The 15,342-nt window shown below is 65.4% G+C and carries 18 protein-coding genes; 5 read left to right on the top strand and 13 right to left on the bottom strand.

All coding sequences use genetic code 11. The features are described from left to right. Positions 1–13: 13 nt before the first annotated feature. The 5 genes from radA to ACXAJV_RS09770 all read left to right on the top strand — a co-directional run bounded on the left by radA (position 14) and on the right by ACXAJV_RS09770 (position 4,786). On the top strand, positions 14–1,390 hold the full coding sequence (gene radA / locus ACXAJV_RS09790) for a DNA repair protein RadA (protein ID WP_475084760.1): 1,377 nt from the start codon (positions 14–16) through the stop codon (positions 1,388–1,390). Between the two features lie 11 nt (positions 1,391–1,401). After that, positions 1,402–2,046, top strand: coding sequence for a CvpA family protein (locus ACXAJV_RS09785; protein ID WP_348507696.1), 645 nt, complete (start codon positions 1,402–1,404; stop codon positions 2,044–2,046). Beyond that, positions 2,043–3,524, top strand: a complete 1,482-nt coding sequence (purF, locus tag ACXAJV_RS09780) for an amidophosphoribosyltransferase (RefSeq protein ID WP_475084757.1) — start codon at positions 2,043–2,045, stop codon at positions 3,522–3,524. The genes ACXAJV_RS09785 and purF overlap by 4 nt, the downstream gene beginning before the upstream one ends. Continuing rightward, complete coding sequence (locus ACXAJV_RS09775; protein WP_475084754.1) at positions 3,521–4,237, top strand: SDR family NAD(P)-dependent oxidoreductase; 717 nt, start codon at positions 3,521–3,523, stop codon at positions 4,235–4,237. The genes purF and ACXAJV_RS09775 overlap by 4 nt, the downstream gene beginning before the upstream one ends. A 69-nt stretch (positions 4,238–4,306) precedes the next feature. After that, entirely contained in the window at positions 4,307–4,786 is a 480-nt protein-coding gene (locus tag ACXAJV_RS09770) for a GNAT family N-acetyltransferase (RefSeq protein WP_475084751.1), read from the top strand. A 36-nt stretch (positions 4,787–4,822) separates the two neighbouring features. On the opposite strand, the gene der is transcribed toward ACXAJV_RS09770, so the two are convergent. The 13 genes from der to ACXAJV_RS09705 form a co-directional block, all read right to left on the bottom strand. Continuing rightward, on the bottom strand, positions 4,823–6,325 hold the full coding sequence (gene der / locus ACXAJV_RS09765) for a ribosome biogenesis GTPase Der (RefSeq protein ID WP_475084749.1): 1,503 nt from the start codon (positions 6,323–6,325) through the stop codon (positions 4,823–4,825). A 68-nt stretch (positions 6,326–6,393) separates the two neighbouring features. Continuing rightward, on the bottom strand, positions 6,394–7,770 hold the full coding sequence (locus tag ACXAJV_RS09760; protein ID WP_475084747.1) for an outer membrane protein assembly factor BamB family protein: 1,377 nt from the start codon (positions 7,768–7,770) through the stop codon (positions 6,394–6,396). After that, on the bottom strand, positions 7,763–8,536 hold the full coding sequence (locus tag ACXAJV_RS09755; RefSeq protein ID WP_475084745.1) for a tetratricopeptide repeat protein: 774 nt from the start codon (positions 8,534–8,536) through the stop codon (positions 7,763–7,765). The genes ACXAJV_RS09760 and ACXAJV_RS09755 overlap by 8 nt, the downstream gene beginning before the upstream one ends. An 85-nt stretch (positions 8,537–8,621) precedes the next feature. Continuing rightward, positions 8,622–9,449: a 3-methyl-2-oxobutanoate hydroxymethyltransferase gene (gene panB, locus ACXAJV_RS09750; protein WP_475084742.1), complete on the bottom strand. Its 828-nt coding sequence runs from the start codon at positions 9,447–9,449 to the stop codon at positions 8,622–8,624. Between the two features lie 77 nt (positions 9,450–9,526). Beyond that, positions 9,527–9,871 carry a hypothetical protein gene (locus ACXAJV_RS09745; RefSeq protein ID WP_475084740.1) on the bottom strand — a complete coding sequence of 115 codons (345 nt, stop codon included), beginning with the start codon at positions 9,869–9,871 and terminating at the stop codon, positions 9,527–9,529. Further along, positions 9,868–10,410 (bottom strand): RNA polymerase sigma factor, encoded by a 543-nt coding sequence (locus tag ACXAJV_RS09740; protein ID WP_475084738.1) that lies wholly within the window; start codon positions 10,408–10,410, stop codon positions 9,868–9,870. Before ACXAJV_RS09740 ends, ACXAJV_RS09745 begins: the two co-directional genes overlap by 4 nt. A 14-nt stretch (positions 10,411–10,424) precedes the next feature. Continuing rightward, positions 10,425–10,805 (bottom strand): DUF6249 domain-containing protein, encoded by a 381-nt coding sequence (locus ACXAJV_RS09735; RefSeq protein ID WP_475084735.1) that lies wholly within the window; start codon positions 10,803–10,805, stop codon positions 10,425–10,427. Between the two features lie 89 nt (positions 10,806–10,894). After that, positions 10,895–11,455, bottom strand: coding sequence for an NnrU family protein (locus ACXAJV_RS09730; RefSeq protein ID WP_475084732.1), 561 nt, complete (start codon positions 11,453–11,455; stop codon positions 10,895–10,897). A gap of 89 nt (positions 11,456–11,544) precedes the next feature. Continuing rightward, positions 11,545–11,868, bottom strand: a complete 324-nt coding sequence (locus ACXAJV_RS09725; RefSeq protein ID WP_475084729.1) for a hypothetical protein — start codon at positions 11,866–11,868, stop codon at positions 11,545–11,547. Then, positions 11,861–12,391, bottom strand: coding sequence for an RNA polymerase sigma factor (locus ACXAJV_RS09720; protein WP_475084726.1), 531 nt, complete (start codon positions 12,389–12,391; stop codon positions 11,861–11,863). The genes ACXAJV_RS09725 and ACXAJV_RS09720 overlap by 8 nt, the downstream gene beginning before the upstream one ends. Before the next feature lie 2 nt (positions 12,392–12,393). Next, a complete protein-coding gene (locus tag ACXAJV_RS09715; protein WP_475084723.1) occupies positions 12,394–12,813 on the bottom strand; it encodes a hypothetical protein in 420 nt (139 codons plus the stop codon). A gap of 87 nt (positions 12,814–12,900) precedes the next feature. Further along, entirely contained in the window at positions 12,901–13,527 is a 627-nt protein-coding gene (locus ACXAJV_RS09710) for an SH3 domain-containing protein (RefSeq protein WP_475084721.1), read from the bottom strand. A gap of 83 nt (positions 13,528–13,610) precedes the next feature. Further along, a complete protein-coding gene (locus ACXAJV_RS09705) occupies positions 13,611–15,206 on the bottom strand; it encodes an ABC-F family ATP-binding cassette domain-containing protein (protein ID WP_475084719.1) in 1,596 nt (531 codons plus the stop codon). Positions 15,207–15,342 lie beyond the last annotated feature (136 nt).

Genomic DNA, 15,342 nt, shown 5'->3' with positions numbered 1-15,342 from the left:
GAGACACACCCACATGGCCCGATCCGATAGCGTCTATGTCTGCCAATCCTGCGGCGCCGTCCATCCCAAATGGGCGGGCAAGTGCGATGATTGCGGCCAGTGGAACACGCTGGTCGAGGAAACGCCTTCCGCGCCGCTGGGCACACAGGCAACCGCCGCGAAAAAGCGTGGCCGCGCAGCCCGGCTGGAGCTGGTCGATCTCGGGGCTGAAACCCCGGAAACGCCGCGCCTGCGCTCGGGGATAGACGAGCTCGACCGCGTCGCCGGCGGCGGGCTGGTGCCCGGCTCGGCCATCCTCGTCGGCGGCGATCCCGGCATCGGCAAGTCGACGCTCCTTCTGCAGATGATGGCGCAGCTGGCCAATCAGAATACACGCGCCATCTATATCTCCGGCGAGGAAGCGATCGACCAGGTGCGCCGCCGCGCCCGCAGGCTCGGCCTGGCCGACGCGCCGGTGGCGCTGGCCGCCGAGACCTCGCTCAACGACATTCTCGACGGGCTGAAATCGGAAAAGCCGGACATTGTCGTGATCGACTCGATCCAGACGCTGTGGACCGACCAGCTGGCGGCCGCACCGGGCACGGTGGCCCAGGTGCGCGCCTGCGCCCAGGAACTCGTCCGCTTTGCCAAGAAGCGGAACTGCACCGTCATCCTGGTCGGCCATGTCACCAAGGACGGCCAGATCGCCGGACCGCGCGTGGTCGAGCACATGGTCGATGCGGTGCTCTATTTCGAGGGCGAGCGCTCGCACCAGTTCCGCATCCTGCGTGCCGTGAAGAACCGTTTCGGTCCGACGGACGAGATCGGTGTGTTCGAGATGGGCGACAAGGGGCTCGGCGAAGTCGCCAACCCTTCCTCTCTCTTTCTCGATGGCCGCGCCGAGGCCAATCCCGGCGCCGCCGTGTTTGCCGGCATGGAAGGCACGCGGCCGGTCCTGTCAGAAATCCAGGCCCTCGTCGCGCCCGCCGCCTTCGGCACGCCGCGCCGCGCTGTGGTGGGCTGGGATTCGGGACGCCTCGCCATGGTGCTGGCCGTGCTGGAGGCGCGTTGCGGCGTCAATATCTCCAATCGCGACATTTTCCTCAACGTCGCCGGCGGGCTGAAAATCACCGAACCGGCCGCCGACCTCGCCGTTGCCGCCGCCATTGTCTCCTCGGCGATGGATGTGGCGCTGCCCGGCAAGGGTGTCGTTTACGGAGAAATCAGTCTTTCCGGCGATGTTCGGCCTGTCGGCCGCTCAGAGGCCCGGCTGAAGGAAGCCGCCAAGCTTGGCTTCGACTCGGCCATCGCGCCCCAGGCAGCGGCCGACGGTAACGCACCCGTGCGGGTGCTTGGCGTGGCCACGGCGCTCGAATTGGTGCAGACTTTGCGGGCTCTGGCTGGAGAGTAGGAGTTGCAGGGATGGATAGCACGCTGAGTGCCTTCGACGGGATCGGCCTCGCCATCCTGCTGATTTCTGGCCTGCTGGCGCTGGTGCGCGGTTTTGTGCGTGAAGCCCTGTCGGTGACCGCCTTTGTCGCCGCCTCGCTTGCCGCCCTCTGGAGCCTGCCGGTTTTCATCGGCCCGGCCCGCGAAATCATCGATCCGGACTGGCTGGCGCCCGTCGCCGTCGGCGCCGCGGTCTTCATCCTGATCTATCTGGCCGTCACCTTCGTGACGAGTTCGCTCTCCAAGGGGCTGGCCAAGGGCGAGGATGTGAATGTCGTCGACCGCACGTTGGGATTCGTGTTCGGCGTTGTGCGCGGCCTCGTTCTGCTCGGTCTCGGTGTGATCTTCATGGCCGCAACGATGGGTGAAAGCGGGCGACCGCCGGCCTGGGTGACCCAGGCGCGCATCTATCCGCTGGTCGGCGCGACAGCCCGGGCCCTGCAGACACTGGCGCCGGAAACCTCGCGGCTGGCCGAGACCCGTCCCCTGCCCTATGGCGAGGATGACCCGATTGCAGAAACAATAAGAAATAATGACAGCTCCTATGGAAGCCGCGACCGAAACCGACTAGATGACCTCATCGGTTCGACCACGGATGACCAGGACGAGGACGGATGAGCCAGGCCACCCCCCAAACTGCCACGCTCACTTACGATCCCGAGACGGATCGCCCCCAGGAAGAATGCGGCGTTTTCGCCGTCTACAATGCAGTAGATGCCGGTGTTCTCACCGCGCTCGGGCTTCACGCCCTGCAGCATCGTGGACAGGAAGCCTGCGGCATCGCGACCCATGACGGGTCGCGTTTCCATATCGAGCGCTATCTCGGCCTTGTCGGCGAGAACTTCACCTCGCCGGACATGCCGCAACGCCTGCCGGGCAGGGTCGCGATCGGCCATGCCCGTTATTCCACCCAGGGTGCATCCGTGCTGCGCAATGTGCAGCCGCTGTATTCGGACGTGCGCGGCGGCGGCATCGCCCTTGCCCATAACGGCAATCTGACCAATGCCCGCGTCCTGCGCGAGGAACTCGTCAGCCACGGTGCGATCTTCCAGTCGACCTCCGATTCCGAGGTCGTGCTGCATCTGGCCGCCCAGTCGAAGAAGACCAAGCTGACCAATCGCGTCCTGCAGGCGCTGAAACAGGTCCAGGGCGCCTTCGCCTTCGTGGCGCTGGTGAATGACCGCCTGATCGCGGCGCGTGACCCCTACGGCATCCGGCCGCTGGTGATGGGCACGCTGGGCGATGCGGTGATCTTTGCCTCGGAAACCTGTGCGCTGGACATGGTCGGCGCCAGTTTCGTGCGCGATATCGAGCCCGGCGAAGCCGTGGTGGTCAGCGAGGACGGCATCCGTTCCGAACGCTTTGCCCCGGCCCATCCGGCCCGTACCTGCGCCTTCGAATACATCTATTTCGCGCGCCCGGACTCGATCATCGGCGGCCGCTCGGTCTACGAGGCCCGCAAGCAGATGGGCCGCCAGCTGGCGATGGAAACCCCGGCCGATGTCGACGTCATCGTGCCCGTGCCGGACAGCGGCGTGCCCGCCGCGATCGGCTATTCGGAAGCGTCCGGTATTCCCTTTGAACTGGGGATTATCCGCTCGCACTTCGTGGGCCGGACCTTCATCCAGCCGACACAGGACCGCCGCGACCTGTCGGTCCGCCGCAAGCACTCGGCCAATGCCGCCGTGGTGCGCGGCAAGCGCGTCCTGCTGATCGACGACTCGATCGTGCGCGGGACGACCTCGCTGAAGATCGTGCGCATGATGCGCGAGGCCGGTGCGTCCGAAGTCCATTTCCGCTCGGCCTGCCCGCCCATCAAATTCCCGGACTTCTACGGCATCGACATGGCCGGACGGGCCGAACTGATCGCCGCGAACATGGAACTCGACGAAATGGCCGCCAAGCTCGAGGCCGACAGCCTCGGCTTCCTGTCTGTCGACGGTCTTTACCAGGCCGTTTGCGGTGAAGCGCGCAATGATGCCAACCCGCAACTTGCCGACCACTATTTCACCGGCGAGTACCCGACGCGTCTCGTCGACCATGATCGGGACCTCTCGGCCAAGGAATTCCAGCTCTCGCTTCTGGTGGACGCATGACCGACATCGATCTGAAAGGCCGCCTCGCTCTCGTGAGCGGGGCCTCGCGGGGTATTGGCCGGGCTCTGGCCCTGGAACTGGCCAAGGCCGGCGCGCATGTGATCGCCACCGCCCGCACACAGGGCGCCCTGGAAGAGCTGGACGACGCCATCAAGGCCGCCGGCGGCACCACAACGCTGGTGCCGATGGACCTGATGTCGGAAGACGGGATCGAGCAGCTCGGCCAGATCGTCACCGATCGTTGGGGCAAGCTGGACATCATGATCGCCAATGCCGGCGCGCTGGGCGAGCTGACGCCGGCCGCCCAGGTGAAGGCGAAGACCTGGCAGAATGTGCTGGGTGTGAACCTTGTCGCCCCGGCGCGCATGATCCGCGCCTTCGAAGGCCCGCTGCTGAGCTCGGATGCCGGCCGCGCCGTGTTTGTCTCCTCCGGCGCTGCCAGCTCGCGCCGCGCCTTCTGGGGCCCCTATGCGGCCGCCAAGTCCGGTCTCGACGCCCTTGTCCAGTCGTGGGCTGCCGAGCATGTGAACTCGCCCAGCCTGCGCATCAATGTCGTCTATCCAGGCGCCATGCGCACGCGGATGCGCGCCAAGGCCTTCCCGGGCGAGGATCCCCAATCCCTGCCCGAACCGGCTGCCCTGTGGCCGCTGGTTGCCGAGCTGATCGGCCCGGACTGTGCCCGCCACGGCGAGATTGTGCGGTTCGAGGGTTAGCGCTCAACTTGCCGTGAGCGCGTGATGCACCGGCTTCCCGTCGCCCCGGGCCGGTGCTAGCTGGGCGGCATGCCTCAGCGTCCTGAAATTACCTTCACACGCCTGACCGGGGTCGCGCCTGACGCGATCCTGGACCACATGTCCGATCCGCGTCTGGCCGAACACATGCCCCTGCTGAAAAACGGGTGGGACATCGAGACCTGCACGGCCTTCATCGCCGCCAAGGAGGCGTGCTGGGCACGCGACGGGCTGGGACACTGGGCGATCCTGGCAGCCGGGCGCTATGCCGGCTGGGGCGGCTTCCAGAAGGAAGGCGAGGACTGGGATTATGGCCTGGTGCTGCGGCCGCAGGATTTCGGTCTCGGCCTCACGATCACCCGCAAGGCCCTCGCCTATGCCCGCACCGATGCGCGCATCCCCCATGTCACCTTCCTGCTGCCACCCTCACGCCGCCATGTGCGCGGTCTGGCCCGGCTGGGCGCCGAGATGGTGGGCGAGGTCAGCTATGAGGGCGAGGTGTTCCGCAAATACCGGCTGGAGACGTCCTGAGCGCCGTGCAGAAAGGGCCGGCCATGTCTCTTCCCGTCAGCTGCGCTTGCGCGGCCCGGCCGCCTTGCCCGGCTTGCCGGCTTTCTTGACCGACCCGGCGGCCCCCTTGGGCTTTTGACGGATGCGCGGCATGCTGGCCCGCGCCGGTGCTCCGGCCCGGACCGGCGCACTGCCGCCGCGCTCGCCATCGGCGTAAGGGTTCTTGCCCGCTTTCACGATCAGGCGGATCGGCACGCCAGGCAGATCGAAGGCCTCGCGCAGCCCGTTGACCAGATAACGCTTGTAGCTTTCCGGCAGTTCGCTGGCGCGCGAGCACATCATCACGAAGGTCGGCGGACGCCCCTTGGTCTGGGTTATATAGCGCGGCTTGACGCGGCGGCCATTGATCGAGGGCGGCGGATGCCGCTCGATCATCTCGTGCAGCCAGTCATTGAGATCCCGGGTCTTCACCTTGGCATCCCAGTCGGTGTGCAATCGCGACAGGGCCGGCATGATCGTCTCCAGCCCTTTCTTCTTGAGGGCGGAGATCGGCACGATCGGCGCGCCTGTCATCTGCGGCAGCAGCCGCTCGAACTCGGTCCGGATGTCCTTGATGAAGGCGTCGCGCTGGTGCACGAGGTCCATCTTGGAAACAGCGATCGCAACAGCACGGCCTTCCTTGTAGGCCATGTCGGCCAGGTGCAGGTCCTGCTTTTCCAGCGGGTGGCCGGCATCGACGATCAGCAGCACGACTTCGGCAAATTTCACGGCGCGCAGCGTGTCGGCCGCGCTCATCCGCTCCAGCCGGTCATTGACCTTGCCGCGTTTTCTCAGACCGGCCGTGTCGTGCAGGCGCACCCGGCGGCCATCCCACATCCAGTCAATCGAGATCGCGTCGCGCGTGATACCGGCTTCAGGCCCGGTGATCAGGCGTTCCTCGCCGATCAGCGCATTGATGAGCGTCGACTTGCCCGCATTCGGACGGCCGATCACGGCAATCCGCAGCGGCGGCTTCTCCTGATCATCGCGATAGCGTTTGGCATCGCGCGCGGCGTGCTCGCCCAAGCCTGTTTCAACAGCGTCGTAAAGATCGCCGATGCCACTGCCATGGGCGGCCGACAACGGAACCGGATCGCCCAGGCCAAGACCGTAGGCGTCCATCAGCCCGCTCTCACCGAAGCGGCCTTCACACTTGTTGGCGACCAGCACGACCGGCTTGCCCGAGCGGCGGATCACATCGGCGAAGCTTCTGTCCAGTGGCGTCACGCCGGTACGGGCATCGATCAGGAAGAGGCAGAGATCGGCATCCTGGAGCGCAATCTCGGTCTGGGTGCGCATTTCAGCGTCCAGACCGGCCTTCTCGCCATCGTCATAGCCCGCGGTATCGATCAGCAGGAGTTCCATATCGCCCAGCCGGCCGCGCGCCTCGCGACGGTCACGCGTGACCCCCGGGCGATCGTCGACGATCGCCAGCGGTTTTCCGGCCAGCCGGTTGAACAGGGTGGATTTACCCACATTGGGCCGTCCGACGACGGCGATGCGGGGAAGATATGCAGTCATTGGCGAGCGCCTAGAGCAATTTCACGCGGAATGAAATCACAAAAAACCGCTGAACGCCCGATTTGCCGTTAGCGGATCGCGATCAGCCGCGCCTCGTCAGTGAGAACATAGATCGTCTCGTTGGCGATAACGGGCCCGATGAAGACGTCGTTACGCAGGTCCATCTCGCGCAGCACTTCGCCATCATAGGCATTCAGCACCACGCCCTGACCATCGCTGGACGCCACAAAGACGCGCCCGCCCGCGAGCACCGGGCCGGTCCAGGCGATGCGGTCCCGGCGCTTGTTCGGATTCTCGAACAGCTCAAGCTGCGTTATCCACAAAACAGATCCATCGCGGCGGTCGAGGCAGACGATCTCGGCTTCATTCGTGGTGACGAAGAGATAATTGCCCGCCACCCACGGCGCCTGGGAGCCGCCGGCCGGCTGCGTCCACAGACGCTCACCGGTGCGCAGCGAGATCGCCACCAGAAGACCGGAATGGCTCATCGCATAGACGGCATCTTCCATGATGACCGGGCTGCCGGCGAGGTCGTTGATCTCGGACACGGCCGTCAGGCGGGACGAACCGGACAGGCTGTCAGACCAGATCGGATTGCCGTTCTGCACACGCAGCGCAATAAGTTCGCCCGAGGCGAAGGGCGCAATAACCAGGTCGCCCAGCACGGCCGGGGACGGTGCGGTCAGCAGGCGGGCTGTCTCGACGATGCCCGGATGGGTCCACATGACCGCCCCGTCATCAGCGTCGAGGGCCAGAAGCTCGTTATTGTCGCTGGTCACGAAGACGCGGCCATCGGCCACGGTCGGCGCCCCGTGGAAGGGAACCAGCACCTCGCTACGCCAGATCTCGTCACCGCTCTCGGCATCCAGCGCCACGAAATAGTTGTAGCCGGAATGGGCGTAGATACGGCCGCTATCATAGGCCACGGCGCCGCCGAAGGACATGCGGTCGCGCCGGTTGGGACCTTCCAGACGCGTCGACCAAAGACGACCGCCGTCATCGGCGTCGTGCGCGAAAACCACGCCATTGGCGTCGATCGCAAAAATGCGGCCATCAGCGACAACAGGCCGCGCGATGATACGGCGGTTATTGTCCGAGCCTTCACCGAAGCTCTGGCGCCAGACCACTTCAAGGGGGCCGCTGGCCTGGGTGTGCTGCAGGGCATGGGTCGGATACCCGTCCGGCTGCGGCCAGACCTGGTTCACATACGCTGTCGGCAGATCGACCGGCGCCGCTTCAGTATCGAGCTGGAGCCCCTGCTCGAACGACATGATCGAAACGCGGTTATCGTCCGGCGCCGTGCCGTTCAGATTGTCAGCATCGTCATCACCGATGCCCGGAATCACATTGAGCGGATTGGGAATGTCCGGGATTGACGAACAGGCAGCCAGCGGCGCGATCAGCGCCACGGCGAGAAGATTACGGATACGCTCGACACTATTCATCGCCTGGCTCCCCGGCGTCATTTCCATCATCGCCGGCCATTGCCGGGGCTTCCGTCGCGTCGCCTGCCGGCACGCTGGCTTCAGCATCGCCGTCTGCGGCTTCGTCCGGTGTCAGCATCGCCGACCGGCTCGCAATCACAGCCAGGGCTTCCTGGGCGCGTTGCCGCACGCCCTGCGGGGCGTCGAAGCCGAAGCTGATCAGCTGGTAAGTCTCGCGGGCGCGTTCGAGATTGCCATCGCGCAGCGCTGCCGCAGCAATCGCTTCGCGCGCCAGAAAGCGGTAGGGCGAAGTGTCACCGGTCAGCGGCGTCAGGCGGATCTCGATATCGTTGAAGCTGAGTGCTTCCCACCGGGCCCAGACCGATTTCAGCGTGGCCAGGTCGCGAATAACAGGATCCGACGCCTGGCGGGCAGCGCGGTCGAAAAAGCCGGCAGCCGCTTCACGATCCCCCTCTTCCAGCGCGACCGAACCGCGCTGCAGCAGGGCCAGCTCCGGATAGCCGCCAACGCCATCGTCGGCGAGCGTCTCGAATCCGGTCGATGCCAGGGAGTAATTGCCTGCCTCGGCCGCACGCAGTGCAGACACATAGGCATCGGACGACGCCTCATGCTGCGCCGTACGCCAAGCGTTCCAGCCCTGATAACCAGCCGCACCGGCGATGATCGCCAGCGCGCCGCCGAGGGCCCAGGGGCCGTACTTGCGCAATAAATCCTGATACTTGTCGCGGCGAAGTTCTTCGTCGACTTCTTCGAAAATATCGACCACGTCGATGTGGCTCCGTCGTTCTTGTGCCCATACCCAAAGGTTTGCGCGGGACCCTAGCCTTACCCGCGCCGGGCGGCAACAGAGCTCAACCGTCCTGACGCTTCATGGTGTAGACCTGTGCCGTGGCCGGGAAGCTGCGATCGCGCACCTCCTCGGCATAACGCTGCACCGCAGCGGTGGTGCGTTCGGCCTGGTTATCATAGCGCTTGACGAATTTCGGCGTCCATTCGAACACGCCCAGCATGTCCTGGGTGACCAGAACCTGGCCGTCACAGGCTGCCGAGGCACCGATGCCGATCGTGGGAACCGGCACTTTCTGGGTAATCTCGAGCGCCAGATCCTCGGCCACACCTTCCACAACGATGGCGAAGGCCCCCGCATCGGCGGTTGCCATGGCTTCGTCGATCACTTTCTGGCGTTCGGCACGGGTACGCCCCTTGGCCTTGAAACCGCCATCGGCCAGCGCCGCCTGGGGCCTCAGCCCGATATGGCCCATCACCGGGATCGAGCGCTGGGCCATGAAATCAATCGTCTCGGCCGCATAGGTGCCGCTCTCGATCTTGATCGCCTGGCAACCGGTCTCGGACAGGATGCGGGCGGCATTCTCGAACGCTTGCTGGGGGGATTTCTCGTAGCTGCCGAACGGCATGTCGACGGTGACCAGAGCGCGTTTGGCGCCGCGCATCACGGCCTGGCCGTGCAGGATCATCATGTCGAGCGTAACCCCGATGGTCGAATCGAGCCCGTGCACCACCATGCCGACGCTGTCACCGACCAGCAGGAGATCGCAGTGCGGGTCGAGCAGCCGCGCCATCGGCGCGTCATAGGCCGTCAGGCAGACGATCGGCTCACCGCCCTTGCGGGCCCGGATTTCAGGAGCTGTGATGCGGCGGGTCTGGGTCTGGGCGGACATGGCTGTCTCTCCGGGGCTGGCCGGAGAGACTAGCTCACAATGTTGCGGTGCAAAAGCCCGCCCTCGCCCATGCAGTATCAGCCGGCAATCCGGCGCGGCAGAACCGCAGCCACAAGACCGACGGTTACAGCCATGGCGGCGGCCGCAAGCACTTCCGGCGACATCAGGAAGCCGGCATTGGCCAGCAATCCTTCGGTCGGCACATGCATGTTGCCGAGCACGCTTTCGAGCTGGGTTCCGGCAATGGCCGACCCGGTGGAACCGGCACCGCCCAGAATCAGGACCCGTTTGCGGTCCGGACGCGACAGGCGCTCCACCACCGATCTGGAGAAGGCTTCGCTCTCGCTGTCGCGCTCCAGCGGAGCTGCGGCGTCGGCGAAGGCCGCCTTCAGCCTTGCATCGAATGCATCATCCATCGTCATGACGCCATTTCCTCAGCTTCCTGGAAGTAGGCCTGCAGTTTGGCCCGCCCCCGGTTCACATGCGATTTCACCGTCCCCAGCGGCATTCCGGTCGCCTCGGCGGCTTCGGAATGCGACAGTCCGCAAGAGTAGCACATCACCACCGCGATGCGTTCCTCCTCCTTCAATGTGGCAAGCGCCCGGTCGAGATCAACCACATTGCCCATGTCCCGTGGCGCTTCGCTGTCTTCCAGCCCTGTCTTGAACTTTTCCATCGCCCGCTCCGTGGAGCGCCGCTTGCGCGCGGCCATCAGGAATTCGGTGTAGGCGATCGAGCAAAGCCAGGACTTGAATGCGCCCTTGCCGGTGAAGGTGCCGATCTTCTCATAGGCGCGGATGAAGGCGTCCTGCGCGAGATCGTCAGCCAGGGCATGATTGCGGCACATGCGCTGCAGCATCGCCCTGACCAGCCCCTGGTGGCGCCGGACCAGCTCCCCGAAGGCCGCCGCATTCTTGGTGGCGACCACGAGGGCTACAAGTTCTTCGTCCGGCGCCTTCATCGGCGGCGTCCTCCTCAGGCCTGGTCTTTTTTGCCGAACAGGCCAAAGCCGATCAGCACCAGACCGATCAGGCCCGGAAAGGCTGCGACGGCCGGCATTATATACATGGCTTCCTCATCACCCTCCATGCCGGCAATGGCAAAGCCCAGCACGATCAGTGCCGCTGCAATCGCGACCAGGATGGAGCCGCTCTTCAGATCCCCGTTGGAGTCCTTGCGCGGCATGCCCAGTGCGCGGATCGTCTCCGGCGTCATGGTCTGCCCGTTGCGGATCGCCTCCTCGACAACGCGCAGCGTTGCCCGGCGATTGCGCGACACCGTGCTCATTGCGATCCAGACGATTGCCACCACCATGATGAAGGGCGACATCGACACCAGCATGACTGTCAGGTCCATTTTCGTAACTCCCGTGTCTGGGCGGGTCCGCACAATGCTGCCCGTTTGACACCTTGATGCACCATTGTGCGGAATTGGATGCAGGCGGACTATCCGATGATGGCCACGCCGAACAGATACATGTGAAGATTCATGATGATAAGGGCTGCAAGTACGCCCAGTACGACCGCCGTCAGATCGCCGCCCCACCCCTTAACGACCGGCGGCGGGGTCTCGCGCAGCCAGGACGAGACGAAGGTCACCAGCGACCAGACAAAGAAACTGCCGAACAGGACCAGCGCAGCCCGCTCGCCATTGGCGAGAAAATGCGCGCCTGCCCACAGCATGACCCCGGCCAGCATGGGATGGCGTACCCAATGGCGGATATGTCCCGGCGCATAGGCGGAGACGATGAGGGTCAGCCCCAGCGGCACCAGCGCGAAGGCCAGATGACGCGTCCAGACCGGCGGTGCCCAGACGGTTCCGGCCACGGGCTGGGCGAGCATCATGCCGTAGATGACAAGGCCGAAACCCACGAGCGAGATCGCGGTATAGGCCAGCTTGTAGGGTGTTTCGCCCAGCGCTGACTGCAAGGCCGGCCGCGCGCCCGGCACCACGCGCAGCGAATGAACGCCCAGAAACAGAACAAGACCGGTGATCAGGACCAGCATGCGCACCTCCCCACTGTCCGGAACCGAGTATAGGCGATTCACGCCCGCGTCGCGGGGGCAATTAGCCGACGCCGGAATCAGGAGCCTGGCTAGCGCAGAATCGGCAGGCGCACATGCAGCCGGCCGTTCAGCCAGAAATGGCCGATCAGGGCCACGCCCAGAACCAGGGGCAGCGTCACAAGGGCGAAACGGGCCTCTCCGCCCCGGAACAGGATTTCCAGGACGTCTGCGGCAATGGGGGCCATGATCAGCACGAGCAGGCACACCACCAGCCCCTGCCCCAGCCGTTCGGCCAGTTCCCGCCGGAAGCGGCGGCGGGCGACACCAGCCATCACGGCGAACCGGAAACCGGGATCACGCGCCGGCACATCGCCAGCGCGGAAGAAGTCCTGCAGCGGATCGTGTTCACGCATCATCCACTCCCAGAATAGCCATCAGACGGGCACGCCCCCGGCTGACATGGGATTTTACCGTACCCAGCGGCAAGTCCAAGATATTTGCCGCCTCACTGTGCGACCAGCCGCCGGCGAGGCAAAGCGCAACCGCGGCGCGCTGTTCAGCCGGCAATTGTGCCAGCGCCTGCTGCATCGCCATGGCCAGCTCGTGCTGCGGGTCGTCACTGGCCGCTCGCAGGGCCTGCCAGGCTGTCTCGCGGGTGCGCGTGCGGGCCATCGACCGGGCCCGCGTCTTGGCCTTGCGCCAGGCGATGGCGAACAGCCAGGGTTTCAGCTTGGCCCCGTCGCGCAGACGGCGCAGATGCGTCCAGGCATCGACGAAGACGTCCTGACCGATCTCGTCGGCATCGGCGTCATTGCCACTCACCCGCCGCAAGAAACCGCGGACCGGTGACTGATACCGGTCCACGATACGGGCGAAGGCCTGATCCGATCCCGACCGCGCCGCCGCGACCAGCGCAGCGTCGTCGGGGGTCTGCATGATCAATCATTCCTGCGGCGGCGCGAAAACAGGCCGCTGAAAAGGAATGCCACCGCCAAAACGCCCAGAACCATGGAAATGAAGTACATTTCACGGGTGGCACCGCCCAGCAGACCGGCATAGCCGGTATAGGCAAAGACGCCAGCCAGCCCGGTGAACAACACGACCAGGAAGACGTGACCGCCTCCGGGGCTTCCACCGCCCTCCTCGCCGGAGGTGTGATACTCGTGGCGATGCGTGTTGTCGTTATCGAGCGAAGCAAGCAATTCGGCCGGCGGTTCCTTGCCTGCGGCCGTAAAGCTCTTGATCAGGTCGATCTTGGCCTGGGTGCGCTTGTAACGCATGAAACTGCCCCAGCCGGCCGCCAGGAAAAATCCCAGCGGAAACAGCAGCCACCAATAGCTGTAGAAGATCTCGACCATTGCATTCATCCCTTTGCGGCGGCACCCCGCGGTGCCTTTCGATACCAGGTTGCCGCCGCGCCCCTGTCCGGATGCAGTATCGAAAAATTATTCTGCAACCGGTGTCCGGCAGCACCCGTCCAGCAGGCGCCGTCCCTCGCTGTCTTCAATATCCGCACTGACATGCCAACCATAGCCGAGATCGCTCATGCCGTCGGAACAGGTCTGCGGCGATACGAGTGCAAATCCGGTCACCTCCCCCTCGAACCGGTAGACGAAGGGATGCGTGCGGCCATGCGCCGTACGCGCATCACGCACCTCGAAATCACGTTCCTCACCCAGCGACATCGCGTCATTGAAACGCCCCTGGCCGTCCGGATCGATCTCGATCCCCCAGAAGGGCTCGGTGCCGGCACAGGTAAACCCGCCCGGCGCAGACTGTCCGGGAATGTCCGGCCGCGCGTCTTCCGCCAGATAGGCGAGGCTCACCCAGCCTTCCGCTCCCCGCAGCAAGACCCGGCCCCAGCCGTGGCGCGTCTCCAGTACCTCGACCCGGCTAGCCCCGGGCGGCAGGGCGCCAATCAGTGCACTCGTCGGACTGGGCGTGCGGCGGACATTGAGCACGTCGTGACTGTCGACATTGACCACGCGGTACACCGCGGGCTGGGCTTGCGCCGCCCCGGCGGCCATCAACATGGAGAGCCCCGTCACCGCTCCTGCGAGGTATGCTTGCATTGTCCCTCTCCTCACTGCCCGTTGAAGACTATCCGGACTGCGGCTCCCGTCCCAAGCCAGATCTCAGCAAACCGGAACCCGGGTCAAGGCTTGCTGGGAGCTGGCAGGGCTAAAGTCCGCGTGACACCGATTGCGTCGAGAAAGCGTGCATCATGGCTGGCAACCAGGATGGCGCCGTCATACCCCGCCAGCGCCTGTTCCAGCAGCTCCACCGCTTCCAGGTCGATATGATTGGTGGGCTCGTCCAGGATCAGTAATTGAGGTGCCTTGGCTGCGCAGGCAAGACAGGCCAGTCCCGCCCGCATCCGCTCGCCGCCGGACAGGACGGAAACGGGCTTCTCTGCGGCTTCAGCCCGGAAGGCATAGCGCGCGAGCGCTGAGCGAACCGTGTTCTCGGAAAGCTGCGGATTGAGCCGGCGGGCATTCGCCGCAACCGACAGTGCCGGTTCCAGAAAGGTCACGGCCTGGTCGAGCAGCGCAAAGCGCTCATGCCGGCCCGACACGGTCCCGCTGTCCGGTTGCAGCCGTCCGGTCAACAGATCGAAAACCGTGCTCTTGCCCGACCCGTTGGGGCCGGCCAGCGCGATCCGCTCCGGACCTCTGATCTCGAACGAGAGCGGATCGACAATCCGCTTGCCGTCGCGCGAGAAGACCAGGTCCCGGACACTCAGCACCAACTGGTTCGCAGCCAGACCGCTGGCGGGCAGATCGATACTGAGCGGCGTGACGATCTCGACTTTCTCGCGCGCCGCGTCGTATTCGGCCCCGGCCGTTTCCAGCTGCCGCGCCGACGTGCGGGCGACGCGGCTGTCGCTGCCCTCGGCACGGTTCTTGCGCGCATCCAGAAGGATTTTGGGCTGGCTGCCCGCGGCCCGTTCCTGCCGCCCGGCCCGGTCCGAGCGCGCCTTGCGCTCGGAGCGCTGACGCGCCGCCGCGCGGGCTTGGCGGACACTCGCCTCGGCACGCTCGGCCTCCGCCTCGACGCGGGCGAGCCGCGCCGCTCGGGCTTCGGCAAACGCGCTCCAGCCCCCGCCGACGACCGTCGCCCCCACGGGGGTCAGTTCGACGATCCGGTCCATGCGCTCCAGCAGGTCGCGGTCATGGCTGGCAACGATGATGCCGCCGGACCAGTCCTCGATCAGCGACAGGATGGCCGCCCGGCCATCGGCATCGAGATTATTGGTCGGCTCGTCGAGCAACAGGATATCCGGTTCGGCAAGCAGCATGCGCGCGATTGCAAGACGTGTTCGCTGGCCACCGCTGGCGGCCGCGGCCGGACGGTCGAGCGGCCAGGCCGGCAGGCCCACCTGCGCCAGCACCGTCTCGACGCGGCTTTCCAGCGTCCAGTCGGCATCATTGAGATCGGCGTCACTGGCCGTGCCATCGAGAATGCGCGCCAGACAGGCCCGCGCCTCCTCCACCCCCAGCGCTTCGGCAATGGTGGCGGCACCGGCACAGGCATGCTGTTCCATCAGGGCGATCTTGCCCGCAACGGAGATCTCGCCGGCGGCGGGTGCGAGCGCGCCGGAGATAACATGAAGAAGGGTCGATTTCCCGCAGCCATTGCGGCCGACGAGGCCGGTGCGTTCTGCCCCGAAGGCGAGCGTCAGGTCCGCGACGAGCGGACGGGCATCAGGCGTGGCGAGGGAAAGACTGGAAAGCGTGATCGAAGCAGACATGGCAAACACCGGCAAAAGCAAAACATTGGGTTTCGATTTGCAGGTGGTTGTTCATCACGCGCCCCGGGTTCGAGTTCCGATAAGGCCGGTATGACCGCGCCCGGCCCGGAAATCAAGCCGGGCCGGGGCGGTATTC

The organism is Maricaulis sp. ABE4_448 (genome assembly GCF_056160825.1).
This window is presented reverse-complemented; position numbering and strand designations above follow the sequence as displayed.

Excerpts from the sequence above, each read along its gene's own strand:
- radA (WP_475084760.1), top strand. The coding sequence starts at position 14 with ATGGCCCGATCCGATAGCGTCTATGTCTGCCAATCCTGCGGCGCCGTC.
- ACXAJV_RS09785 (WP_348507696.1), top strand. The coding sequence starts at position 1,402 with ATGGATAGCACGCTGAGTGCCTTCGACGGGATCGGCCTCGCCATCCTG.
- purF (WP_475084757.1), top strand. The coding sequence starts at position 2,043 with ATGAGCCAGGCCACCCCCCAAACTGCCACGCTCACTTACGATCCCGAG.
- ACXAJV_RS09775 (WP_475084754.1), top strand. The coding sequence starts at position 3,521 with ATGACCGACATCGATCTGAAAGGCCGCCTCGCTCTCGTGAGCGGGGCC.
- ACXAJV_RS09770 (WP_475084751.1), top strand. The coding sequence starts at position 4,307 with ATGCCTCAGCGTCCTGAAATTACCTTCACACGCCTGACCGGGGTCGCG.
- der (WP_475084749.1), bottom strand. The coding sequence starts at position 6,325 with ATGACTGCATATCTTCCCCGCATCGCCGTCGTCGGACGGCCCAATGTG.
- ACXAJV_RS09760 (WP_475084747.1), bottom strand. The coding sequence starts at position 7,770 with ATGAATAGTGTCGAGCGTATCCGTAATCTTCTCGCCGTGGCGCTGATC.
- panB (WP_475084742.1), bottom strand. The coding sequence starts at position 9,449 with ATGTCCGCCCAGACCCAGACCCGCCGCATCACAGCTCCTGAAATCCGG.
- ACXAJV_RS09745 (WP_475084740.1), bottom strand. The coding sequence starts at position 9,871 with ATGACGATGGATGATGCATTCGATGCAAGGCTGAAGGCGGCCTTCGCC.
- ACXAJV_RS09740 (WP_475084738.1), bottom strand. The coding sequence starts at position 10,410 with ATGAAGGCGCCGGACGAAGAACTTGTAGCCCTCGTGGTCGCCACCAAG.
- ACXAJV_RS09735 (WP_475084735.1), bottom strand. The coding sequence starts at position 10,805 with ATGGACCTGACAGTCATGCTGGTGTCGATGTCGCCCTTCATCATGGTG.
- ACXAJV_RS09730 (WP_475084732.1), bottom strand. The coding sequence starts at position 11,455 with ATGCTGGTCCTGATCACCGGTCTTGTTCTGTTTCTGGGCGTTCATTCG.
- ACXAJV_RS09725 (WP_475084729.1), bottom strand. The coding sequence starts at position 11,868 with ATGCGTGAACACGATCCGCTGCAGGACTTCTTCCGCGCTGGCGATGTG.
- ACXAJV_RS09720 (WP_475084726.1), bottom strand. The coding sequence starts at position 12,391 with ATGCAGACCCCCGACGACGCTGCGCTGGTCGCGGCGGCGCGGTCGGGA.
- ACXAJV_RS09715 (WP_475084723.1), bottom strand. The coding sequence starts at position 12,813 with ATGGTCGAGATCTTCTACAGCTATTGGTGGCTGCTGTTTCCGCTGGGA.
- ACXAJV_RS09710 (WP_475084721.1), bottom strand. The coding sequence starts at position 13,527 with ATGCAAGCATACCTCGCAGGAGCGGTGACGGGGCTCTCCATGTTGATG.
- ACXAJV_RS09705 (WP_475084719.1), bottom strand. The coding sequence starts at position 15,206 with ATGTCTGCTTCGATCACGCTTTCCAGTCTTTCCCTCGCCACGCCTGAT.